Source organism: Ruegeria sp. BE10 (assembly GCF_056538905.1).
Genome location: NZ_JBQFTX010000003.1, coordinates 293,894 through 315,965, shown reverse-complemented (window position 1 = coordinate 315,965; position 22,072 = coordinate 293,894). Strand labels below are relative to the sequence as shown.

At 54.1% G+C, this 22,072-nt stretch carries 19 protein-coding genes and 1 tRNA gene; 8 read left to right on the top strand and 12 right to left on the bottom strand.

What is annotated here, in order from left to right:
- Nucleotides 1–5: 5 nt before the first annotated feature.
- A complete protein-coding gene (locus ACR0M2_RS09780; RefSeq protein ID WP_480704843.1) occupies nt 6–401 on the bottom strand; it encodes a hypothetical protein in 396 nt (131 codons plus the stop codon).
- Nucleotides 402–1,056: 655 nt separating this feature from the next.
- Here ACR0M2_RS09780 and ACR0M2_RS09775 point away from each other — a divergent pair.
- Nucleotides 1,057–1,734, top strand: coding sequence for a sce7726 family protein (locus tag ACR0M2_RS09775; RefSeq protein WP_480704842.1), 678 nt, complete (start codon nt 1,057–1,059; stop codon nt 1,732–1,734).
- On the opposite strand, the gene ACR0M2_RS09770 is transcribed toward ACR0M2_RS09775, so the two are convergent.
- Genes ACR0M2_RS09770 through ACR0M2_RS09760 form a run of 3 tightly spaced genes read right to left on the bottom strand, consistent with a single transcriptional unit; the run spans nt 1,731 to nt 4,250 of the window.
- Nucleotides 1,731–2,963: a beta family protein gene (locus tag ACR0M2_RS09770; protein ID WP_480704840.1), complete on the bottom strand. Its 1,233-nt coding sequence runs from the start codon at nt 2,961–2,963 to the stop codon at nt 1,731–1,733. The two genes, ACR0M2_RS09775 and ACR0M2_RS09770, sit on opposite strands and share 4 nt — an antisense overlap.
- A complete protein-coding gene (locus tag ACR0M2_RS09765; RefSeq protein ID WP_480704838.1) occupies nt 2,953–3,516 on the bottom strand; it encodes an ImmA/IrrE family metallo-endopeptidase in 564 nt (187 codons plus the stop codon). Before ACR0M2_RS09765 ends, ACR0M2_RS09770 begins: the two co-directional genes overlap by 11 nt.
- Complete coding sequence (locus ACR0M2_RS09760; RefSeq protein ID WP_480704836.1) at nt 3,513–4,250, bottom strand: hypothetical protein; 738 nt, start codon at nt 4,248–4,250, stop codon at nt 3,513–3,515. The genes ACR0M2_RS09765 and ACR0M2_RS09760 overlap by 4 nt, the downstream gene beginning before the upstream one ends.
- Before the next feature lie 758 nt (nt 4,251–5,008).
- On the opposite strand from ACR0M2_RS09760, the gene ACR0M2_RS09755 reads away from it, so the two are divergent.
- The 3 genes from ACR0M2_RS09755 (at nt 5,009) to ACR0M2_RS09745 (ending at nt 7,244) form a co-directional block, all read left to right on the top strand.
- A complete protein-coding gene (locus ACR0M2_RS09755; protein WP_480704834.1) occupies nt 5,009–5,365 on the top strand; it encodes a helix-turn-helix domain-containing protein in 357 nt (118 codons plus the stop codon).
- Nucleotides 5,358–5,945, top strand: coding sequence for an ImmA/IrrE family metallo-endopeptidase (locus tag ACR0M2_RS09750; RefSeq protein WP_480704832.1), 588 nt, complete (start codon nt 5,358–5,360; stop codon nt 5,943–5,945). Before ACR0M2_RS09755 ends, ACR0M2_RS09750 begins: the two co-directional genes overlap by 8 nt.
- A gap of 618 nt (nt 5,946–6,563) precedes the next feature.
- The gene (locus ACR0M2_RS09745) at nt 6,564–7,244 is read left to right on the top strand and encodes a hypothetical protein (protein ID WP_480704830.1); all 681 of its coding nucleotides are present in this window, start codon (nt 6,564–6,566) and stop codon (nt 7,242–7,244) included.
- A 112-nt stretch (nt 7,245–7,356) separates the two neighbouring features.
- On the opposite strand, the gene ACR0M2_RS09740 is transcribed toward ACR0M2_RS09745, so the two are convergent.
- The 6 genes from ACR0M2_RS09740 to ACR0M2_RS09715 all read right to left on the bottom strand — a co-directional run bounded on the left by ACR0M2_RS09740 (nt 7,357) and on the right by ACR0M2_RS09715 (nt 12,532).
- Nucleotides 7,357–7,433: transfer RNA gene (locus ACR0M2_RS09740), tRNA-Met, on the bottom strand.
- A gap of 83 nt (nt 7,434–7,516) precedes the next feature.
- Nucleotides 7,517–8,491: an alpha/beta fold hydrolase gene (locus ACR0M2_RS09735; RefSeq protein WP_480704828.1), complete on the bottom strand. Its 975-nt coding sequence runs from the start codon at nt 8,489–8,491 to the stop codon at nt 7,517–7,519.
- Between the two features lies 1 nt (nt 8,492).
- Nucleotides 8,493–9,965, bottom strand: a complete 1,473-nt coding sequence (locus ACR0M2_RS09730) for a flavin-containing monooxygenase (RefSeq protein WP_480704827.1) — start codon at nt 9,963–9,965, stop codon at nt 8,493–8,495.
- A 134-nt stretch (nt 9,966–10,099) separates the two neighbouring features.
- On the bottom strand, nt 10,100–10,339 hold the full coding sequence (locus tag ACR0M2_RS09725) for a hypothetical protein (RefSeq protein WP_170359617.1): 240 nt from the start codon (nt 10,337–10,339) through the stop codon (nt 10,100–10,102).
- Nucleotides 10,340–10,372: 33 nt separating this feature from the next.
- Nucleotides 10,373–11,527 (bottom strand): aromatic ring-hydroxylating oxygenase subunit alpha, encoded by a 1,155-nt coding sequence (locus tag ACR0M2_RS09720; RefSeq protein ID WP_480704825.1) that lies wholly within the window; start codon nt 11,525–11,527, stop codon nt 10,373–10,375.
- Nucleotides 11,528–11,626: 99 nt separating this feature from the next.
- The gene (locus tag ACR0M2_RS09715; RefSeq protein ID WP_170359619.1) at nt 11,627–12,532 is read right to left on the bottom strand and encodes a LysR substrate-binding domain-containing protein; all 906 of its coding nucleotides are present in this window, start codon (nt 12,530–12,532) and stop codon (nt 11,627–11,629) included.
- Between the two features lie 548 nt (nt 12,533–13,080).
- On the opposite strand from ACR0M2_RS09715, the gene ACR0M2_RS09710 reads away from it, so the two are divergent.
- The 3 genes from ACR0M2_RS09710 (at nt 13,081) to ACR0M2_RS09700 (ending at nt 17,037) form a co-directional block, all read left to right on the top strand.
- A complete protein-coding gene (locus ACR0M2_RS09710) occupies nt 13,081–13,587 on the top strand; it encodes a hypothetical protein (protein ID WP_480704823.1) in 507 nt (168 codons plus the stop codon).
- A gap of 115 nt (nt 13,588–13,702) precedes the next feature.
- Complete coding sequence (locus tag ACR0M2_RS09705) at nt 13,703–15,334, top strand: bifunctional aspartate transaminase/aspartate 4-decarboxylase (protein WP_170350232.1); 1,632 nt, start codon at nt 13,703–13,705, stop codon at nt 15,332–15,334.
- Nucleotides 15,335–15,363: 29 nt separating this feature from the next.
- On the top strand, nt 15,364–17,037 hold the full coding sequence (locus ACR0M2_RS09700) for an aspartate:alanine exchanger family transporter (protein ID WP_480704822.1): 1,674 nt from the start codon (nt 15,364–15,366) through the stop codon (nt 17,035–17,037).
- Nucleotide 17,038: 1 nt separating this feature from the next.
- On the opposite strand, the gene aspT is transcribed toward ACR0M2_RS09700, so the two are convergent.
- The gene (aspT, locus tag ACR0M2_RS09695) at nt 17,039–18,739 is read right to left on the bottom strand and encodes an aspartate-alanine antiporter (RefSeq protein ID WP_170411565.1); all 1,701 of its coding nucleotides are present in this window, start codon (nt 18,737–18,739) and stop codon (nt 17,039–17,041) included.
- 802 nt (nt 18,740–19,541) lie between these two features.
- A complete protein-coding gene (locus ACR0M2_RS09690) occupies nt 19,542–20,552 on the bottom strand; it encodes a LacI family DNA-binding transcriptional regulator (RefSeq protein WP_480704820.1) in 1,011 nt (336 codons plus the stop codon).
- Nucleotides 20,553–20,763: 211 nt separating this feature from the next.
- Between ACR0M2_RS09690 and ACR0M2_RS09685 the strand changes: the two genes are divergently transcribed.
- Entirely contained in the window at nt 20,764–22,032 is a 1,269-nt protein-coding gene (locus ACR0M2_RS09685) for an ABC transporter substrate-binding protein (RefSeq protein WP_480704818.1), read from the top strand.
- Nucleotides 22,033–22,072 lie beyond the last annotated feature (40 nt).

Here is a 22,072-nt window from a genome sequence, read left to right as displayed (position 1 = left end):
GGATGCTACTGACATTCAAAGGCTCGAACCGTGTTGGCCAATGTGACGTAACCCAAAAGAATGTCGGTCATTCCTTCAATTTGAGTGAATACATCTGGGTGTGTGCCGAAGACCACACCCATGGAGGCAGCGGTGTAGGCTAGATTGCGAGGCGCATCCGGAAAGGAACTTGCAATCTGCGTCTGAATAAGTGTGTCCGCTGATAGTTGGAGAACTTGCTGCTTTTGTTCTTCTGATAAGAACATAACCTCCATGGTTTGTTCATCTGTCAAAGACGAATAAGCCTGCTCAATGTCCGCCAGAGCGGCACATGCCTTGGGTGTAAAAATGGCTTCGGCCTGCGCTGTTTGTGAGAGTGCTCCCAGCCCAACAAGCAATGTGGCGACAAGGGTTTTATTCATTTTGTACTTCCTGTTTGGTGTCTGTCCACCGATCTCAAAACCCGAATGACGAGCTTTGGCTCTCGGCCAGACGTTGGTCCCTTCTGAAAAGGAAAAGGCCAACGGTTTTGGAAGCGGCGGGGGGGGCGGTGCCCCGTGCTTCGGTCTGCATCGATATTGTGCTGGTGCATTCCGTATGCCCCGATCTGCGAGCGCCCTCGCCGTTGACTGGCGATCGAGGTGTTGGAAATTCGCAGTGACACGGACCCTGTGCCTTTAGCCGGAGCCTGTTGTATAACACAGGAAGCCAACCATAGGTCAAAGGTGTTCAGCCGAAACTACGGCCTACTACGTGAGGGGTTTCCACGCCCCAACATGGCCCGCCTGCCATGTCAGAGACAGTTTTAGCAGCTAACCAGAGGGATAAAAAAGGGTGTTGCGGTTCGGAAGGTAGGACTGCCCTGCAGTACGCTCTGTCTCTAGTAAATTTTTTGACCGTCGTCGTGAGGGATGCTCGGAGCTCGTACATTCACAATGTGCGGAATCTATTCGAAAGCCGCCAAGCGGAATAATGTTGCATCGCAGCGATGAGCCCAGTTAGAGCAACATTTCCATGAATCGGTACTAGGCGGATTGATCGGAACTCGGATGTCCACTATTTGTTCTTCCGTAACTAATGCATCCCTTAAGGCATGAAGGTGAGATGAGAGGCTGTAGCGATCAAAACGCAAGTTGTGCCGTTTCCGAAAGTAGTATCCGGACAACTCTCGCACGACATTTGGCGGAAGACGCTAGAGTGACAAATTCGATTCTTGCTGCGGAAGCTGTTTACGGATTTGAAAACCGCCGTGCTGATTTTTTGTTGGTAGACGAAAACACCCATGCGTTTGAAATCAAATCGGACTTCGACAATACAACAAGACTTAAAGGGCAACTTGCTGAATACTCAAGAACCTTTGATTATGTAACCGTAGTTACGACAGCCAAACACCTTGGCTCAGTTCGCGAACTCGCATCTCGAAGAATCGGTTTGATTTTGATAGGTGGGCAGTTTCTTAGAGTTCTACGCAAACCAGTCCTTAACAAGCAGCTTTCGAAACCGCACCTAGCGGCCGGAATTACAAAAGCGCGTTTGCTTCAAGCGCTGCCGAATGACCTACGTAGGTTTAGCGTTGCTGACGTACGTGGTGAGGCAGCTAAGTTGCTCACAGTAGCTGAGTTAAGGGGGCTTTTTGTTGGCGAACTTATTGATCGCTTTTCCGAAAGCTCGGCTACTTTCTTTTCCGAAACTGACGCTCAGATATCGTCCGAAGATTTGCTTCTACTGCGACGTAGTGCACGATTATTTGCCTAGATTGGGTCGAGCCCCAAGTGTTTGAGAACTTGAGATATGTGGATTTCCATCCTCACCGAAATCCAGTGTGAGGGTGAATTACTTGGAACGCTTCCTTGAGCGGCTGACACTATTTCCTCGCACCCCCAACTTGACGGAATATTTTGATAGTGAGGTGTGAAACCAATTACCTTTTTTGCTACCGATTTATAGTGGACTGAGTACGGAGCGAGGATGTTTTTTGTTTTCTGCTCACCCTTGATTTCAACAATTTCCGTGCCGACAACTTTGCGCTTTTCACGAAAATAGAAGGTCTGCATTCCATTGTGGCGTGACACAAAGTCTATTCTTGGCCGCCAGCCCTGAGTGATGATTACCTCGTCGTTCCTAATAGGGTTGATTGATCCGTAGTCACCATAATTTAACCCTTGATGAGACTTTTTAAGTTCTTCGTACAGGAACATTTCTTCAACTCTGAAGATATCGTGCTCTTCGTCTCCAACATCCGTTACCGACTTAGGGAACGAAGTCGCCAATATTATGAATTCGATGTTACCAACTTCTGTTAGTACCGACTGAATAACTTGCGCGGTGCGTTTTGCGTGAACTAGGCCATTCCCTGGGCGTACATATTCGTGATCTAAGACGACAAAAAAGCGCCCCCCTTCTTTCCGAAACGCATCGATTTCAGGCTTGAGCGATATCAAGTCAAAGAGAAACTCATCATCTTCGGTAACAGCTACCCGGTAGGCGATTTCGTCAAATTCCGCCGAGAACGCGGCGAACTGCGCTTTCATGTCGGCCACGTAAGTAGTTTCGTCGTCATCATCAGATGGATTTACAAGTAGCGTAGGCCGAACGCCAAACCCCTCATTTTTTCGTTCCGAGACAAATGTTGTCCATTTCGAGTAACCATTGACTGAGCTACCCAGCGCTTCGATTTCTGCACAGCTCAAGCTGGGTTCTCTAGTCAGATCGAGAAAGAACCAATCGCATTCTTGCATTAGCTCAAGCGAAGTCTGCCAGTTCTTTTCGAAGCCATAAACGCCAAAAGTTGTAAGTAGCTGATCTGCTGTAAGCGGTTTGCCAGACTCATCCTTACCAGCATTTCTCTTTTTCTTGCCCCGAGAAAGCTCAACTATCGGGGTTATTGCCGAGCGGCGTTGTGCAGGCAGGTTTCGCCATGCTCTTTTTTCTGCGTCAGCCGTTTTGAACAGGAGAAAATAGTTTTCGCTCAATTCAGACACCATGACCTTTCATTCCAAGGTTCTTTGCTCGGTATCTCAGCGCCAAAGGAGAAACGCCAAAGCGTTTAGCTAGCTCTGTCACATCACCCTGTGTTCTGCGCACCTCATTCCGAAAGAGGTCTTCTGGCATTAACAAAGAGGCCGCAAATGAGTTGGCTTGGTATTCCAAGTGGTTTCGTTCATCAGATCTGTGGAGTATTCGTTCGCCTTCTTCGAGCCCGTTCAAGTTTTGTCTGTGTAATTGGTAGTGTGCAAATTCATGTGCCATTGAAAAGCGCTGTCGAGTTCGACTGTGTTTTGCGTTTACACCGATCTCAAAGTGATTGGGCCTGACTTCTTTGATGTACGCATCAATGCCATCAGGGAGAGGCTTCTTTTTGAGCGTTAGATATGGGTTCCGATCAATAAGGCGTTCAATATCCAACTCAACGCCGTCTATTAAGCCGTGTCGAACACAATACTGGATAACCCGCTCGGTTGTATCGAGCGCATCCACTTCAAGATCGGGCAAGATCGGGACTGGACGATTGATTGGTCTTTTGGGAGCTTTTCTCATTCGGAAATCTTACCCTCCTGTCCTTCGGCATCTTCGTCGTCACCGTTGGTTACGCTTTCTAGCTTGACACGTAGCTCTTCAATTTCGCCGCGCACACCTTCAAGGGCGGGCTGTAACTCATCGTAAACAGTCTGTTGTAGTTCTTCGGTCGACTTGTCATCGTCTTTTCGGAGTTCCGTGAGGGCGGCCTTTGCTGCTTCATAGGAAATCTCTCGTAGTGCATCCTGCATTAACCGATCAGCATCTTTTGTTTTGAAAAAGTACGGAACTTCCTTCTCCACTTCTTCACCGATGGCTTGCTTGTTGGAACTTCTGATTACGGTAAATGCAAGCCAAGAGATCAAGGCTTGAACAGCAACCAATACAGCTACCAAGGTTGAGTAGAAACCACTTATTGCTGCTAGGTAGGTCTCTTCATCCCAGTCGCTTCCGTAAAAGCAGTATGTGAATTTGTCAAAGTAGTCAGTATCGGACACCTTGCGGCAGGCTGCATCCGACAGGAATGATAAGTCCACCAAGTGGATAGCAAACAGTGACAAGGCTCCAACTACGGCAAGGGCAGATACAATCGCAACGAGGATGTAACTCCAAACTAAACCGACAGGCCTTTGCTGTTTAGTCGTATCTGCTGGCGCTGTGGACATCAAACTCACCCTTCCAACGAAAATCGGCCTCTGAAATCTGCAAGCTTTGCGGCGAAACCAGATGCCCAGCGGTAATTCGCCAAGTTTCATATAGGTTGCACGTGTAAGTTGTTCAATTTCAGAAAGTTTTACCTTCGTCTAGTCTTGTATGAAAGGCATTCGAAGTGCGCTAGGTTAAAAAATTGGCTGGGCAAGCTTTGGGGTCAACTTGTGTTTGGGTTGCTTAACAACTCACCTAGGCCGACTTTGGCTGAGCCATCCGTAAGAGTTCGGCAAGTGTTATCTGGTCCACGGGTCTCTTGGTGAAACGGTCGCCAGCGTGCCGCAGCGGCATGCCAGCGACCGTTTTGTTCGCCTCATCTTTCTTTGCGGACACCTTTAAAGGGTGCCTTGCTCGAAGTTTTTATGTCCATGAAACGACCGGTCTTTGCATCACGCTTCACCCAATGCCCCGAAGGCATTTGAGTTTGTGACCGCTTCCGGACTGCGCCGTTTCTCTTACCGTCTCCAGATGGTGGATTCGTTGCCATTTCTATATCTCCTTACTGAGTGTGGCAGTCGTTTGAGCAGTAGTAGCAGCCGTTTACCTGCGTATAGTAGTTGCGGGCTTCACGGACTGCCCCTGAGCAAGTGCTGTACTCACCCAAGTAGATTCGATTATGCGTGGCCGGGAGCCAAGAGCACCCTTCCCGGTGGACCTCATGGTCACCGTTTGTCTGCTCGTTTTTGTTGACGTAGTAGCTTGCCATTGTCACCTCGTTTGCAGTGTTGCGTTCTAATTGCTAGATTGCAATTAACTGAAACATACGTGATTCGGTGGTAATTGCAAGAGTGCAATCGGAGGGCACATGTCGAATTATTTTGATGCTGAAGGATTCTATGCGGCACTAGACGCTCATAGAGAGTCACTGGGTATCACTTGGAAGAAGCTGGCTGAAAAAGCCGATGTTTCGCCGTCAACACTTACTCGAATGGGGCAAGGAAAGCGGCCTGATGTCGATACGCTTGCTGCACTGGCCTCATGGTCGGGCATCGACGTTAAAGCGTTTTACCTTCGGGAGGGGGCAGTAAGAGAAAAGCCTGAAACCCTTGCTGAAATTACTGCATTGCTACGTGCTGACCCGCAACTTGGCGCACAGGGGTCGTCAATGATGGAACGAATGATTACATCGCTATATGACGAAATGAGAAAGAGACGTGACTAAAAGACAGTTCAGACACGGCTTCAAGACTGAGGTGGAGTTCTATGCAGGGCTCTATCGGGACGAGCTTGGTTTAACATCGCATGGCCCTCTTTGCCCTCGACGTTTAGCGGCACACCTTGGCGTACCCGTACATGACCTTTCAACTCATCCGGCTATACCTGAGGATATCAAAGAGTACTGGCGAACCAATGAGGATGATACGTTTTCCGGCCTTATTATCGCTGACGGGACGTATAAAGAAATCGTCCACAACGATTACCATCACCCCCGTCGCCAGAACTCCAACATTGCACACGAACTGGCTCATATCATTTTGGGACACCCGCTTACCGCTCCGATCAAGCCGAACGGTGAACGTGACTATGACAAGAAGATTGAGGACGAAGCAAAGTGGCTTGGTGCAGCTCTGCTACTACCCAAAAAGGCTGCGCTTCACATCGTATTGAACGGGATACCCTTGGCAGACGTTCAAGAAGAGTATGGCGTTAGCCAAGGATTGTTGACTTACCGAGTGCAGGTTACGGACGCATATCGGCACGCTAAGAATATCCGGCGTAAGTATGGGATCGCTGCACAGTGAGGTTGAGAGTGGCTGGAGGATAAAGGTCTGTTCCTCCGAGACTGTGATTTAAATTTATCTTATTAATTTCAATATCTTAAAATTATTCCGCCCCTTGATTTTCAAAAGTTATACATCAAGTGACGTACTTTGATGTAACCCTTTGAAATCACGTATGGAAACTTGATTGAAAATCCTCGTGTCGGTGGTTCGATTCCGCCCCCGGCACCACTCCCAATTCACGAAAAATACTTCACGGTAAATCAAATAGATGTGTAGTTATTGATTCCTCGATTCTTCTCGGGGAAGCGACATTCGGCGTAATTGCTGCTCTTTCGTTGCTTATGCGAAGTCCAATAATTTCCAAACCTCGGCGGCAGATGAAGAGGAGAAGTCGCCCTTCATCGTGCCGTTGCTTGGTTTCCGCAAGCAAGGCGAATTGCAGCTATTCAGCAAGGAGCATTTCCTTGACCTACCTTGGCGGCTTGATGAATGCGACGCCTCGGATATCGCAAACCGTTTCAAGATCGTTGATTAAAGCAAGTCCGGTCAGATCGACCTATCCGAGAGTGGCAAGGTGGAGATCGACTTTGCACGGCGTGTCCAAGGTGAGCTTGCTGCTGTCATCCAAGAGCCAGCATGGACTTTGCCCAGATTGGCCGACTGGATGGACGGGGTATAAAGCATCCTGACATTACCAAGCCGAGCGCGGTGGTGTTTTTCAGGAGCGCCCTGAACAAGCTGCTGGCCAGCGGCCATGACTTGGACACCTTGGCACGGAACAAATACGATCTGCGCAATGTAGTGGCAGGTTTCATTTCCGATCTTCGATCCAATCGAGAAACCGACAACTACTCTGCCCTGTTTGTCGCTCACGCTGATCAGTTTGCCACCAGCGCAGAACTGTCCATGATCTTCGATGAGCAGAGTTACGCCTTCAACCAGCCCTATGCCGGGGCCACCAAGTTCAACAAGCATTTCACCCCGTTGATTGGCGACGTGAAAGCCGAAGGCGAGGAGTTCGAGTGCGCCGTCTATCTGGACCGGTTGGATACGGTGAAGTACTGGATTCGGAATATCGAGAACAAGAAAACCTCTTTCTGGCTCCAGCTACCACATGGAAAGTTCTATCCGGATTTTGTAGCGATGCTCGACGATGGGCGAATCTTGGTTGTCGAATACAAGGGCGCGCATCTTTTCGACTCGGTAGAAGCCAAGCGCCAGATTGGCGACGCATGGGCTTACGCCAGCGGTGGCCAATGCTTGTTCCGCATGCCGACTGACCGGGGATTCGATCTTATAGACAGGACAATCAGTTAGGTCCGCGTTAGAATCCCTTCCGCCGGGTTGCTGTCCCATTGCAGTCCCGGTGGATAACCTGCAGGGAGGATTTTGGCCACAGGACGTAATATCTTTATTTTAAAGGAGATTTTGGTAGCGGAGGAGGGACTTGAACCCCCGACACGCGGATTATGATTCCGCTGCTCTAACCAACTGAGCTACTCCGCCATGAGTGAGAGGCGATTTAAGCGAGGGGCTGTGGCGGGTCAAGAGGTAAAACACGGTCAAAGCCGGATTCTTTTCCACGCCGTTCAAACCGTCTCGGGCGCCGCCTTGGATTCGAAATACTTGGTTTCTGCGATCTGGCGGATGAATGCGGCGCATGTGTCCGGTGCCGTGATCAGGATCATATGACCTGCCCCGTCAATCCACTCGTTTGACAGGCCGAACTGGATCATTGGATCGCCGTGCGCGTGGGCTGCAAGTATAGCGTCCTGTGTGCCGTATAGAATGCCGCCGGGTACGGCTAACTCCTCATAGCGGGCGACCTGCGCCGCCATGCTGTCATCAATCCCCACAACGTCCTGCGATCCGGTGATGAAGGCCGACGGGCGCAGTCCAAGCGCACCGCCAGCACGATCCAGAAAGTCCGCAGGCGCAGGGTCGGGGGCGAAAACGACGCCTAGAGTGTGTGGTGCAGTTTTGGCGGCCACCGGTACAGCGATTGTGTTGCCGATCAGGCTGCGTAGCCATTCCGTGCGGATTTCCAGTGGTTTGAAAACCTGGGGTGTCGACGGCAAAACTTGCGTCAGAGGGGCCAGCAGAGCCAGGGCCTTGATCTTTTCTGGGTGGTCCAGCGCCATCGCCAACGACACCGCGCCGCCCAAGGAATGGCCTACAAGGACAGCGTCGGTGACGTCCTTGCTGTCCAGAAACTCTTGTATCATGCGCGCCTGTTCGGGCAGACGGCCCAGATCGGCACTGTCGCGGGTCGAATAGCCACAGCCGGGCCGGTCCACTGCGATGACGTGATAGTCATCGGCCAGCATGTCGACCAAGGCATAGGTGAAATGCTGCAACTGCCCGGCCAGCCCGTGGATCATGACAAGGGTCTGCTTCGACGGATCGCCCTTTTCCACATAATGGATGCTGCCGCCGTTCACGGGCGCGATGACTCCAAGCTGCGGAACTCGGATTTGGCCTTGGCGAGTCAGTTTGCGGGTCCACAGTTTCATGCCGACAAAAAATGCGACGATCAGCAGGGCGATGGTTAGAAGAGTGGTCACGTCAACGATCTCCGGCTGGGGGAGGGGCAGGGTGATATTGTTCCAGCCCGGATCGGGCCATGCGCTTTTCATACTCGGATACGGTGCCGGGCCAAAGCGTCGTGTTACGGCCTTGGGCATCCTGATACCACGAGGTGCAGCCGCCCGCTTGCCAGACGCTGCCTGAGTGGCGGTCCTGCATTTCCTGCGTAAAGGCTTCTTGTTTCGCGGCGTCAGGTGTGATGGCCTGTAAGCCGTTGCGCTGCATCTGATCCAGCACCCGGCCTATATGGCGGACCTGTGCTTCGATCATCAGCACGACCGAGTTATGGCCCAATCCGGTATGTGGCCCCAACAGAATAAAGAAGTTCGGAAAACCGGCGATGGCAGTGCCCAGATTGGCCTGCATCCCATCGGTCCACGCTTGGCGCAGGGTCAGGCCATCGGTTCCGGTGATGTCCAGACGCTCGACCACGTCCGTCACATGAAAGCCTGTGCCCCAGATCAATACATCGGCCTGGGTCTGGCTGCCATCTGCGGCGATGATCTGATCTCCCTCGATTGTCGCCACCCCGTGCGGGATTACTGTCACGTTGTCTCGCGCAAGGGCCGTGTACCAATCATTCGAACTGAGGATACGTTTGCATCCAATCCTGTAGCCAGGGGTCAGGCGTTCGCGTTGTTCGGGGTCAGTTATCGCTTTCTCCAGCCCGTTTCGCCACATCTTCATGGCAAAGTTGACCATCCGCTCTTCACCCCGAAACACACGGTGGCGATACTCAAAAATCCAGTAGATCAGTTTGCGGCGTATCCGGGGCAGGATGGGGATGCGCCCATAGAGTCTGCGAACCCACGGTGCAATTGGCCCGTCGGGGCGGGGCAGGACGTAGGGTGCGGTCCGTTGGAAGATGGTGATTTGGGCTGCCGTTTTCGCAATTTCAGGCACGAATTGAACGGCTGAGGCACCGGTGCCGACCACAGCGATGCGTTTACCCACAAGTTCAACGTCGTGATTCCATTCGGCAGAATGGAACTTGGGGCCGGGAAAGCTGTCAGCACCGGGTATGTCGGGCACATCCGGTAGATGCAGTGCCCCAATGGCCGAGACTAAAAAGCGCGCCGTCCAGTGCTGCCCGCCCTCGGTTTCCACCTGCCATTGGTCGCCGTCCCAGCGCGCGGATTTCAGTTGCTGGCGGAAATGGCACAGATCGTACAGGCCCTCATCCCGGCAGATCTTTTGCAGATACGCCTGAATCTCGGCCCCACCTGCATAGGCGCGGCTCCAGTCCGGGTTCAGGTGCGTGGCCATCGAATACAGATGCGAGGGAATATCGCATGCCACGCCGGGATAGGTGTTTTCGCGCCATGTACCGCCGATATCGCCCGCTTTTTCAAGGATGGCGATATCGCTGATTCCACGTTTGCGTGCCTCGATTGCCATGGTCAGCCCCGAGAACCCGGCACCAATGATCAGCATTTCCGCGCTGTGCGCCATGCACCTGCCCCTCCCAAAGCAACCGTGACGGTTTCATTTGACTATAGGGGACCAAAGACGTCTGAACAGCTTCCCGTGGGGTCACATAGAGTTTGGATAGCCTGGTGCGTATTCGCCCTGACGTGACACCAATCTTAGAATTCGAGACGATGCGCCCGACCATGCGCGACAAGGCGTGCATTAAGTGTCTCGGCCTCGGGCGCACCGGATTCTAGCGCGAAGACAAAGGCGTGGGTTAGGTAAAAACAAGCGGCATCAATGTCCTGTGCCGCCTCGCGCTCATCCGCAGCCATTGTGTAATAGTGGATCAGGGCAGCATGATCGTCCTGCTCATGGGCCTTTAACAGCAGGCGATCCAATTCGTCTTTTTCCATTGGACCTCCTGCCAAAAGGGGCCGGCCGAGAGGTTATTCCGCCCGTCCGTTTTCGATCTGCGTTGCGACCCAGTGATGGAAGTTATGGGTCGGCCCGTCCATTGCGGGTGAAAACCGTCCGCCATCGAACAGCACCCCGTGGCGACCCTTTTGCATACCTTCGACAACAAAGACATCTTCTTCGAAAATGGCCCGCCACTGTTGTGCGTTTGTGGTGCGAAGCCCGTCCAGATGCGGCGTGTCCTCAACGCTTTTGGCATAGTACAGCCGGATATGTTCGACGGTGTTTTCGTGGTCGACCGGCTCAAGCAAGATTGCAAAGGCATGGTCGCGCTGCACCCCCAACAGGACGTTCGGGTATAAGGCTACGTATTCCGCGCCTTCATCCCACTTGTCACTCAGGTCTTCGAAATCGGGAAAGGTGGTGCCGTCCTGATCCTTTAGCTGCCGGTAGACCAGCGTGCCCTGACCGGAGTAATGCCCGCGGACTTCGATGTTATAGTGATCTTCCAACCGGGAATAGCTGTTCAGGCCGGGATGCACCCAAGGCAGGTGATAGCTTTCACAGTAGTTCTCGACCGCCAGTTTCCAATTGGTTTTGACCTCCAGCTTGAACGAGGCCATCTCGCCGCCGTCATGCAGGGGTTGTTCGAATTCCTTCCACCGATCCAGCAGGGCACCATGGGCTTCCTGAAACTCCGGTGCGTTGCCGTCTACGTTCACAAAGATCACATCGCGCCAGACATACGACCGGACACGCACCAGCCCTAGATCCTTGTGATCGACGTTTTCGTGCTTGTTCTGACCGGGGCCGCCCACATGCGGGGTAGCGCGCAGCTCACCTTTCAGGCTGTAGCACCAACTGTGATAGGGGCAGCGGATCGCGCCTTCGATCTTGCGGGGCGTATCCACAAGGATCATGCCGCGGTGGCGGCAGGTGTTCTGGAAAACCCCGATCTCTCCGTCGCGATCACGGACGATCAGTAGTGGCATGCCCAGAAAGTCGACCGGTTTTGCATCGCCTACCTCGGGGACATCCAGACCAAACCCGATCCCGGACCAATTGGCAAAGAGGACCGAGCGCTTTTCTTCGGCAAAAACAACCGGGTCGATATAGTGTTCATTCGGCAGGCCATTTGCGATGGTCACATCGTTCAGAACGGATGACAGCGCGCTGTGCTTGTTCATCGGGCTCTCCTGTGGGTTGCTAGATGCGTTCTTTTCCGTATTGGAGGATGGTGTGGCCCTTTCTCAATATCAGAAAACCTCACCACTGGGTGATCTGATCTAAACTGAACCGTCCTGAACCTCTTGAATGATCCATGATTTTAAGGCGCGGGCGCTGTCCGAGAGGTCTTCGTCCGGGCGGCCAACAATGTAGAATTGGTTGGGCGCAGTCAGATAGTGCGGGCCAATGGCGACCAGCTTTCCCGATTGCAGCATCGGCTGGATCAGCCGTTGCCAACCCAGCGTCAGCCCAGCCCCCTTGCGCGCCAGTTGCAGGGCAACCGAATAGCTGTTCACCCTGGAGTCAATCGGGATCGTGCCCACATATCCCAGTTGTTTGAACCATTCCGGCCAGGTGGTCCAAGTGCGGTCTTCCGAGGCCATGTGGATCAAGCGTTCGGCTGCCAGCGCGTCGAGGTCAGCACCAGCCAATCGTTCCGCGACCTCGGGGCTGGCGACGGGGATCAGGTGATCGCGGAACAGGGGCGTATGCGTCAAGTTCGGGTCGGGGTCGCGCCCGTAGCGAATAAAGAAGTCCACATCCGGTCGGTCCCGAAAAGGGCGATCCTGCGACAGCTGGTCCACGTTGACGTCCGGCATTTCGCGCCAAAATCGGATCACGGCGGGCGACAACCACAACGCCGCCACTGCCGTGGTCGATCCGACCGTGACCTTGCCGCCAGATTTGCGGTCACGGATCGTTGCCAGAACTTTCGAGATACGCCCGAATGACGACGACAGCGCCTCGTAAAGCGCGTTGCCGTCTTCGGTCAGATCGACGCCGCGATGCTTGCGCTGGAACAGCGTGGTTTCCAGATCGCCCTCCAACGCCTTGATCTGGTGACTGACCGCGCCCGGCGTGACCGACAGTTCCTCGGCTGCGTTCTTAAAGCTCAGATGCCGCGCGGCGGCCTCGAAGGCGGACAAGGTGGTCAGGGGCGGCAGGTTATAGTGGCGTCTGGACATGATGATTTGGGAAGCATTGCCTGATTTCAGATGAACTCTCTTCATCCGAGTATTGGGCTTTTTATCGATGAAGGCCAGAACCACGTGCTTAGCAAAATTGTGTGTCGGTCAATTTGCTGGATGGGCGCGGTGAAATGTGGCCGTAAGCGGCGGGGGGAGCTGCTCTGCCCATAGGCGAGCCCGGTTGGTCAGGCGCTCACCCCCTGGTCCCGCTCGTACCCCCTCGTTAAATTCAAACTCGTAAACTGATCAGCAGGATTAGGTATTCATAGATGCGGAAATGGGCATAACTATTACAAGATCGTGTCAGTTCTATGTATCTTTCGGTCGAAACCGCGCAATTTGCCCCAATCTTAATGTGCATGTTTTCAACATACCTGCTGGAAATTACATCCTTTCCGCCAGTTATGTTTGTGTTAAATAGCTGGTCGTGACATTTTTATTTCGCCAACACAGGGATGTTTTCTGCAAAAAATGGCGTTAAATCGCATTCGGATTTCCTTTAGAATTTCCATGTCCTCATTAGACTTTAATGCTGGAGGACATCTATGAATTTGGAATCCCACGAAGCCGCAACTGAGATTGCGCCGCGTGTCATCTCGATCGCAAAGCGCGAGCGCGAGATATTCCGGGCATCCAAAGCTGCCGAGGCCGCGTTTGAACAGGTCGCCTGCGCAGCCAAAGATGGCGCCGCAGTACATGGTGAGTTGCAGGACCGTGTCTTTTCCATTTTTCGCTGGTATTTCCTGTCAGCCTTTTGCACCCGTATGCTGACGGGCGCTGCGCATCGGCTTGAGCATCAGACCTTGCAGGTTTCGATGGATATTTTCAGTGCCGTCAAAATGGTGCTGACCGATAGTGAGATTGAGCGGTCGATGGCTTTGGTCAGCGTCGAGCATACGTCGCCGACGATAGTTCGGGCGAATGACATTGGCAGTCGGGGGCATACTGTCGGATGGGTTGCCGCAGGGCTGCATGAAAAGGGGCGGGAATTCCCTGGCGAGATTCAGAATGCGCTGGTCGGTGCGCTGGCGGCGTCGACCCGGATCAACTGACCGCTGCGCAGTTACCCCAACGTCAGCGACTGACTACACAGTTTACACACATGCGAATCCTTGCGTACGATCCGATAGAATTTTTCCGATTGTTTTAACGCAAGGGTTTGATGCCATGTCAGAAACACTGGACCTGCATAAGTTCGAAAACCTAAGTCCTTTTCAAATCAAAGATGAACTGATCAAGCTGGCGCAGAAAGAGTCACGCCAGATGGCGCTGCCTTATCTGAACGCAGGGCGTGGCAATCCAAACTGGATCGCCTCCAAAGCGCGCGAGGCGTTTTTCCTGCTGGGTCAGTTCGCCATGACCGAAGCACAGCGCCATCGCAACGAAGCGCTGGTCGGTCTGGCAGGGATGCCGCAGGGGCCGGGTTGCTATGATCGGCTCAACGCCTATTGCGCGGACTCGATCGCGAAGAACGGCCCTCCGGGCGCAGATACTCTGGCTGCTGTGGTGGATTTCGCGATTAAGAAATTCGGTTTTACCCCAGACGATTTCGTGCTGGAACTGACCGATGGCATCGTCGGTGATCATTATCCAATGCCGGACCGGTGCATGGCGCATAACGAAGCCATCGTCCATGAATACGTGATGTGGGCGATGTGCGCGGGGCACCGGCCCGATGCCAAGTTTGACATTTACGCGGTCGAAGGCGGCACTGCCGCGATGTGCTATATTTTCAAGGCGCTCAAAAACCAACGGTTGCTGAATGCGGGCGATACCATTGCGCTGGGCACGCCAATTTTCACGCCCTATCTGGAAATGCCGGTGCTTGAAGATTACGGGCTGAATGTGGTGGACGTGTCCTCGAAAGAAGAGGACCATTTCCAGCTGACCGATGACGATCTTGAGCAATTGTCCGACCCAAAAGTAAAAGCGTTGTTCCTGGTCAACCCGGGCAACCCGTCCTCGGTCGCCATCAGCCTCGAGGTCATGGCCCGACTGGTCGAATTCGTCAAAACCCGGCGGCCTGACCTGATCATCCTGACTGATGACGTCTATGGCACCTTCGTTCCAAACTTTCAGTCCGTTATGGGTCATCTGCCCGAGAACACCATCGGGGTTTATTCTTACTCTAAATATTTTGGCTGCACGGGGTGGCGTCTGGGGGCCATTCTGGTGGCCGAAAACAACATCTTCGACAAGATGATTGCCGAGGCTCCGGAGGAAACCAAGACCGTCGTCAATGCGCGATACGAGACGCTGACCCCCGATCCGTCGTCGTTCAAGTTCATCGACCGGATCGTCGCCGACAGCCGCGATGTTGCACTGAACCACACGGCAGGCCTGTCCCTGCCGCAGCAGGTGATGATGACGCTGTTTTCGCTGGTCGAGTTGATGGACGAAGATAAGGGATATCAGAAGTTCTGCTGGGGTATCCTGAAACACCGTTTCGATGAACTGGTCGAGGGGATGGGTATCGACGTGCCCGACAACCCATTGTTCGACAAATATTACGGCATCATTGATTTCGAATTCTGGCTGCGAAAATATGTTGGCGAAGAGGTGGTGGTGTGGATCAAGGAAAACGTCCACCCGCTGGATATCTCGTTCAAGCTGGCGCAGGACCACGGGATCGTTCTGTTGAACGGATCGGGCTTTGATGCACCGAACTGGTCGGCACGTGTTTCTTTCGCCAATCTGGACGATAGCGCCTATCGCCAGATTGGGCGTGCCGTGCGGGCGGTGGCTGTGGGCTATGTACAGGCCTATCGGGCCTCGAAAGGATTGCCGCTACACGGCTGAGGCAGAGCCGCAGTGAAGGGGAGCTTATCATGGAATTGATCGGGTTGATCCTGGGCCCTCATCCTGCGCTGGCCTTGTTCTGCAGCCTTGCCCTTGGCTATGCGTTAGGCAAGATCACCATCGGCTCGTTTACCGTTGGATCGGTGGCGGGCTGTCTTCTGGCAGGTGTTCTGGTCGGCCAGACCGGAGTGATCGTTTCAGATGACCTGAAACAGGCGTTTTTTTTACTGTTTCTGTTCTCCATTGGATACCGAACCGGGCCACAATTTTTCCGGTCTTTGAACTTTGGTGCGTTGCCGCAGATTGCCATCACAGTGTTGCTTTGTGTTGTGGCGCTGTTGGTCGCGGTGCTGTTGGCTCCGCTTATGGGGCTGTCCGTTGGAATTGCTGCGGGGCTTTTAGCGGGTGGTGTCACGGAAAGCGCGACCTTGGGTGTTGCCATTGACGCCTTTGCCAAAGCTGGCGCCGACGAGGCCGCGCAATCCATTTTCGACGGTGAGATTGCCACCGGTTTTGCCGTGGCTTACTTCGTCGGAGTCATTGCGACCATCTTTTTCCACACGCAACTGGCGCCCAGGCTCTATGGCAGGTCGCTGAAAGAGGCCTGCGCAGAATACGAGGCCGGGTTGAACAGCAACGACGCTCCGATGGTGTCCGAACACCGCGATTTCGAAGCACGCGCTTATCGTATCTCCCCTGAATTCGTCGGCCACAGGATTTCCGAGCTTGAGGCCCGCGTGCCCGAACATGTCCGCGCGTTTTTCGATCGTGTCCGCAGGGGCAATAAGATCCTGCCCACCACGCGCGATATGGTGCTGCAAGAGGGTGACATTGCCGCCATCGCCGGCGTGCGATCCTATCTGATCGAACACACCGCCTTACTGGGGGAAGAGGTTGAAGACCCCGAGCTTCTGGACTTGCCGGTTCAAACCAACGACATCGTCGTAACCAACAGCGAGGTGGTCAACAAGACCCTGACTGAACTGTCCGCCCGTCCCGAAGCGCGCACCATCTACCTGCGCGGCATCATGCGCAGCGGCGAGCGTTTGCCAATCTTTCGCGGCGTGACCCTGCACAAGGGTGACGTGCTGACCGTCTCGGGCACTCGCAGTCATATCGAGGATGCCGCTGCACGCCTTGGTTATCTGGACCGCGAAACCAGCAAGACCGATATGGTTTTTGTGGCGTTTTTCATCCTGATGGGCGGGTTGATCGGTATCCCCGCGTTGAAGTACGGCGCGATAGAACTGGGGCTTGGGACGTCGGTCGGCGTGCTGCTTGGCGGTCTGGTGGCGGGGTGGTTGCGCTCGGTCCATCGCACATTCGGCTTTGTGCCCGAGGCAACGCTGTGGATTTTCGACTCGCTTGGTTTGTGCGTGTTTGTGGCCTGCGTGGGCATCACCTCGGGGCCGAGCTTTGTGACCGGGGTGATCGAAAGCGGGCCATCTTTGATCTTCGGGTCGGTGGCCATCGTGTTGTTGGCCCATGGGTCGGCGGTCATTGTTGGGTGCAAGGTCTTTGGAATAAACGAGGGCGTTCTGGCGGGCACCTGCTGCGGGGCAGGGACCTCGGCCCCCGGTCTGGCTGCCGTGCAGGAAGCGGCGCAGAGCCAGGTTCCAACCCTGGGCTATGGTCTTGGCTATGCCGTGGGCAACGTCTTGCTGGCCCTGTGGGGCTCGGTCATCGTTATTGTATTGATGTAGCTTACGGCACGAATGCCACAACCAACGGACCCCAGAGTGTCAGGAATATGTTCGCCACCGCATAAGTCATCGTAAACGCGGGCGTCGGGGTTGCATTCCCGGCTTTTTCCAGAAGCGTTGCAAAACCCGGATTACCCGACCGCGACCCTGTCACCACTGCACAAGCCTCGACCGGGTTTTTGATACGCAAGACGAAATAATTGATCGGGAACTGCACGATCATCGGCATCAGCGTGACCACGACGCCCAACAACAGCAAGGTGATCCCGTATTGCTGAATGGCTTCAAGCGCAGGCTTACCCGCGTTCAGCCCGACAACCCCGACGAATACGGCCAGGCCAAAGCTTTGTAGGAAATTCGCAGCCCCGCGATTGATCCCACCGATCTTGGGCCGCCGGATGCGCAGGTATCCGATGATCAGCCCGGTTACCAAGCAACCAAGACCGGACCCAAGCGCCACTTTCGTACCGGCAATGACAAAACTGATCTCACCGATCAGATATCCAACAGCCACGCCGATCCCCAGTGCAATGAAGTTGGTGACCGAGGCTGCGGGCGGCACATAGCCCGCCATTTTAGCAACCCGGTTCAGATCATCCTTGTGACCGACAATGCTGACTTCATCACCCGCGTGGATTTCGGTGTTGTGCAGCACTGGCACTTCATGGCCCATGCGGATGATTTTTGAGATGTGGACGCCCCGCCGCTGATCCGCCGTCAACGCCTCGCGCAATTCCACTAGCGTCTTGCCGGTCAGTTTGCGGTTGGTGACCACGACATTGCGGCGCTCTTCCACAACGGTCAGTTCGGGCGGGTATTCTCCGATTTCACCGCTAGCTGTACCTTCGAATTGTGTCAGCGTTCCGACCAGGCCAGAAACCACGATCACGTCCCCTGCGCTGATCAAAGTATCCGGCGTCGGATCCACCGGGACGCCGTCCTGCAGCAGCTTTTCGACGACCAGATCACCGTCATAGCTGCCCTCGATGGATTTGACCGATTGGCCTGCAATCGCGGCGTCTGCATTCACCTGATAGGCGCGGGCATCAAAACGGTTCATCGGAAGGAACTCACCTTCCTCCAGCTTGCGACCGCCACCGCTGAGCTTCTGAGCCAGCTTGATTGCCTCTTGGCGCAGGTCGACACGCATGATGATCGGGATAACGCTGACCGCTAGGATCGGACCGATTGAGCCAAAGATATAAGTGACCGAATACCCCACCGCGATATTGGTTTTCAGCTTTTCTGCCTCATCCGCTGCCAGCCCCAGCAAGTCGATGGCATTGCCGGCGGTGCCGATGATCGCTGACTGCGTCAACCCTCCGGCGGCCAACCCGGCGGCCAGCCCTTTGTCCAACCCCGCCAATCGAGCCACGACGATGACGAAGAACAACCCCCATAGCGTCATCATGAACGCGGCCAGCAGCTTGGTCAGGGCGGTTCGGTTCAGAGCCGCAAAAAACTGCGGGCCGCCATTGTAGCCGACCATGAAAATGAACAGCGAGAAAAAGACGTTCTGAACATCCGTACTCAGGTTGATACCGCCGATCTGACCCACGAAAACGGCCACCAGCAAGGTTCCGGCGATGCCACCCAGTTCGAACTTGCCGACCCGGAACTTGCCGACGCCGTATCCCAGGCCAAGACAGAGAAAAAGCGCCATGATCGGAAAGGCGCGGAGCTGTTCAGTGATCAATTCCATCTTAAATTCTCCAGGGTTCAAGTCTGGCTTTAACGGCGCCACGAATGGTGCTTCAGAACGCTGATAATGCTTGGAAATTTAGATTATCTGTGTTGCGTCGCGCTCAGGTAAGCATCGGTTTTGTGATCTGTCAAATTGCCCAGTGAAATTCACCGCCTGCAATGGAATCGACCGAGACGCGGCAAATTGGGGTTCGAAGCGCTATAGCACCCAACAAAAGAAAGGAACGCCGAGCCTGTACTGCGCGAAATACGCATGCAGTTTCATTTTGTGCCACAACAATGTGTCACGCCGCTCTAACGCATACAGTCTTGTTGTTTTGTTGGCTCGACCCTCAAAGGTTTTCCTCTTTCGCCCGAAAAAGCACAATGAAATCAAAGCGTGGTAAGTCGATTGCTGCCCCCAACATTCCTTTTTTGCAGCAATGTTTTTCCTTCCAATGGCAAAGAAAAAGCCAGCGATACGCTGGCTTGCAAGAACATTTATGATCTCAGAGTAGATCGCGTCGGCGAAATACTATGCGGTTTCTTCCGTTTACTGCCCAACTGCCCCGCCACAGGACTGCCTTGGGCGAACCGGATTTCCGCTTCGCCGTCGGTTGGGACGTTCGCGCATCCTAGCCGTGTGTGCGCAATTTGCCGGGGTCGTAGACCGGGCAGGCGGTAATGTGGGCCGTAGATTCTGCGAAGGGCTCTCACTGGCAATTCGGACTTGGTGCAGCGAAGGTCCGTAGCGAGCACAAAGTGTCAAACATCGCATGGTACTGCAATGAACGCCTGCGACAGCAACTGAGATATACACTTTAGTGGTCAGGGGCTGCTCCTGATGTTCCTCGAATTGTCAGAGTCGCAGAATACTCGAAATGACGGACTGGCAGATCGGGTGTTCGCATTCGATCCAGAAGGATCTCGGCCAACCGCTTGCCTAACTTCTTCGGGTCGATCGCCATGGTCGTGAGGCCGGGCGTCGAGACGGCCGCATCCTCGATGTCATCGAAGCCTACTACTGAAAAGTCATGCCCTGGTTTCAATCCGGACTGGATCAAGCCGAAGCAAGCGCCAAGCGCCACAACGTCTCCGTTACAAACAATACTCGTCACCTCGGGGTGTTGGCGACGGAGTGCGGCAATAGCGTCAACGCCAGCACTCTTATTCTCATCGCATGGCCAGACAATTGGCTGCACGTTATCCATCTGCTTTAAAGTGCCAAGGTAACCGGCAATGCGTTCTTCACGCACGGACGATTGCTCGGTGCCGCCAAAATAAGCGATGTGCTTGTGCCCTAAGTCTATCAAGTGCTGCGTGGCTTGTGCGAGGGCTTCGGTATTTAGAATGCCGACATGGTCGAAAGACTGCGACACCTTTCGCATGAATGTCACAGCGGGAACACCGTGAGCATTCAGAAGCTCTATAGATACTTCGCTTGTGTCGAGCGCCGGAACCCAGATCAAACCACGTCGGCCAAATCTGATGCAGGCTTCCAGAAGGCGGTCTTGACGTTGAAGATCGCCTTGCGCATCGAGGATCGACACCATGAACCCTTCGGTTTCGAGCAAGTCGACGGCGCCACTCACGACCTCTGCGTTAAACGGGTTTGCCAATTTGTTTAGGATAAACCCGATCTCGCGATTGTCCCCTGATCTCATTGTAGCCGCCGCTTGATTTGGGACGTAGCGCAGACGCTTGGCTGCGCTCAGGACTTTCTGACGTGTCTTCTCTGAAATTCGACCGGTGTCACGCATAACTTGGCTAACGGTTGGAACCGATACGCCCGCTTCTTTGGCAACGCTGGATAGGGTGGGTTTTTTCTTCATGGGTCACAGTTTAGATATATCGTTTGCCTAAAGTCGCAATTGGTTTTGAAATTGGCAAGCAAATTATGGCGAAAGCTTGGCGGCAACAGGCTTGACTCGAGATACAACGATATATCATATTAACTGCATTCGCCCGCAGACTGACCCAAAGGTGTCGGCGAGGGAGAGAGGTTGTCGGGTTTCGGTCAGCCTCAGACATAGGGAGGAAATCATGTCGATTCATCTGAAACTGTCGGGTGCCGTGTCCGGTGTTGCGATGCTTGTTGGCGCAGCTGCCGTGCAAGCTGAAACTCTGTTCTGGTCGACCCAGGCCCGGCCCGCCGAAGAAGCGCAGGCTATGCGGAGTGAGGTTCTTGGTGGCTTCGAGAGCGGGGTTGACTACCAACCGAACGAAGATGGCCCCTGGCTCACTCGCTTGCAAGCCGAGCTGCAAGCCGACTCAGGCAGCATTGACTTGCTGGGTTCCTTGCATGGCAACTTCTCGGCGATGAACCCTGATGACCTGATGGACCTTAGCGATCTTGGCGTCATGTCGGCGTCGGGCACTTTCAATGATCTGGCTAAGCTGGGAACCGACAGTCTGCAATATATGCCGTGGATGCAAGCGAGCTATATCATGGCCGCCAATACGGAAGCGCTGCAATACCTGCCTGAAGGTGCGGACATCAATGCACTGACCTATGACCAGTTGATCGCGTGGGCGGCGAACGTTGAAGAAGCGACGGGTCAGAAGAAGTTCGGCTTTCCAGCGGGACCCAAGGGTCTGAAACACCGCTTTTTCCAAGGTTATCTTTACCCGTCCTACACCAACGGTGTTGTGCGGACCTTTGCTTCGCCCGAGGCTGTGACGGCATGGGAAAAGTTCAAAGAACTTTGGAGCCATACGAACCCCGCATCAACCAACTTCTCATTCATGCAGGAGCAGCTGTTGAACGGCGATGCCTGGATTGTCTTTGATCATACTTCGCGCCTTGCGCAGGCTTTCAATGAGCGTCCCGACGATTTCGTCGCCTTCCCGGCGCCTGCTGGACCGACTGGTCGTGGCTTCATGCCTGTTTTGGCAGGTGTTGCCATCCCACGCACCGCGCCGGATGCCGAAGGTGCCAAAGCTTTGGTGACTTATCTGATGCAGCCCGAGACACAGATCGCAACCCTTAAAGCCACTAACTTCTTCCCTGTGGTTGATGTTGAGCTACCAGACGATCTACCGCCTTCGGTCAAAGCTGCCGGCGAAGCGGTTGCCAAGATGAGCAGCTCGGCAGACGCTAATCCCGGCCTACTGCCTGCAGGTCTGGGTAGCATGGGCGGCGACTTCAACCGTGTATACGTGGATGCGTTCGAACGCATTGTTCTGGCTGGTCAACCCATTGAGCAGGTTCTGGAAGATCAAAAGAAACAGCTGGAAAAGATCATGAACGAAACCGGCGCGCCTTGCTGGGCACCAGATGCACCTTCGGAAGGTGCCTGCCCGGTCGAATAAGACCTTCCATGACTGCCGGGCCGCGGAAGCTGTGGCCCGG

What these genes read in the sequence shown, in the direction of transcription:
- ACR0M2_RS09780 (WP_480704843.1), bottom strand. Translation starts at nt 401, where the DNA reads ATGAATAAAACCCTTGTCGCCACATTGCTTGTTGGGCTGGGAGCACTC.
- ACR0M2_RS09775 (WP_480704842.1), top strand. Translation starts at nt 1,057, where the DNA reads ATGCATCCCTTAAGGCATGAAGGTGAGATGAGAGGCTGTAGCGATCAA.
- ACR0M2_RS09770 (WP_480704840.1), bottom strand. Translation starts at nt 2,963, where the DNA reads ATGGTGTCTGAATTGAGCGAAAACTATTTTCTCCTGTTCAAAACGGCT.
- ACR0M2_RS09765 (WP_480704838.1), bottom strand. Translation starts at nt 3,516, where the DNA reads ATGAGAAAAGCTCCCAAAAGACCAATCAATCGTCCAGTCCCGATCTTG.
- ACR0M2_RS09760 (WP_480704836.1), bottom strand. Translation starts at nt 4,250, where the DNA reads ATGAAACTTGGCGAATTACCGCTGGGCATCTGGTTTCGCCGCAAAGCT.
- ACR0M2_RS09755 (WP_480704834.1), top strand. Translation starts at nt 5,009, where the DNA reads ATGTCGAATTATTTTGATGCTGAAGGATTCTATGCGGCACTAGACGCT.
- ACR0M2_RS09745 (WP_480704830.1), top strand. Translation starts at nt 6,564, where the DNA reads ATGGACTTTGCCCAGATTGGCCGACTGGATGGACGGGGTATAAAGCAT.
- ACR0M2_RS09730 (WP_480704827.1), bottom strand. Translation starts at nt 9,965, where the DNA reads ATGGCGCACAGCGCGGAAATGCTGATCATTGGTGCCGGGTTCTCGGGG.
- ACR0M2_RS09725 (WP_170359617.1), bottom strand. Translation starts at nt 10,339, where the DNA reads ATGGAAAAAGACGAATTGGATCGCCTGCTGTTAAAGGCCCATGAGCAG.
- ACR0M2_RS09720 (WP_480704825.1), bottom strand. Translation starts at nt 11,527, where the DNA reads ATGAACAAGCACAGCGCGCTGTCATCCGTTCTGAACGATGTGACCATC.
- ACR0M2_RS09715 (WP_170359619.1), bottom strand. Translation starts at nt 12,532, where the DNA reads ATGTCCAGACGCCACTATAACCTGCCGCCCCTGACCACCTTGTCCGCC.
- ACR0M2_RS09710 (WP_480704823.1), top strand. Translation starts at nt 13,081, where the DNA reads ATGAATTTGGAATCCCACGAAGCCGCAACTGAGATTGCGCCGCGTGTC.
- ACR0M2_RS09705 (WP_170350232.1), top strand. Translation starts at nt 13,703, where the DNA reads ATGTCAGAAACACTGGACCTGCATAAGTTCGAAAACCTAAGTCCTTTT.
- ACR0M2_RS09700 (WP_480704822.1), top strand. Translation starts at nt 15,364, where the DNA reads ATGGAATTGATCGGGTTGATCCTGGGCCCTCATCCTGCGCTGGCCTTG.
- aspT (WP_170411565.1), bottom strand. Translation starts at nt 18,739, where the DNA reads ATGGAATTGATCACTGAACAGCTCCGCGCCTTTCCGATCATGGCGCTT.
- ACR0M2_RS09690 (WP_480704820.1), bottom strand. Translation starts at nt 20,552, where the DNA reads ATGAAGAAAAAACCCACCCTATCCAGCGTTGCCAAAGAAGCGGGCGTA.
- ACR0M2_RS09685 (WP_480704818.1), top strand. Translation starts at nt 20,764, where the DNA reads ATGTCGATTCATCTGAAACTGTCGGGTGCCGTGTCCGGTGTTGCGATG.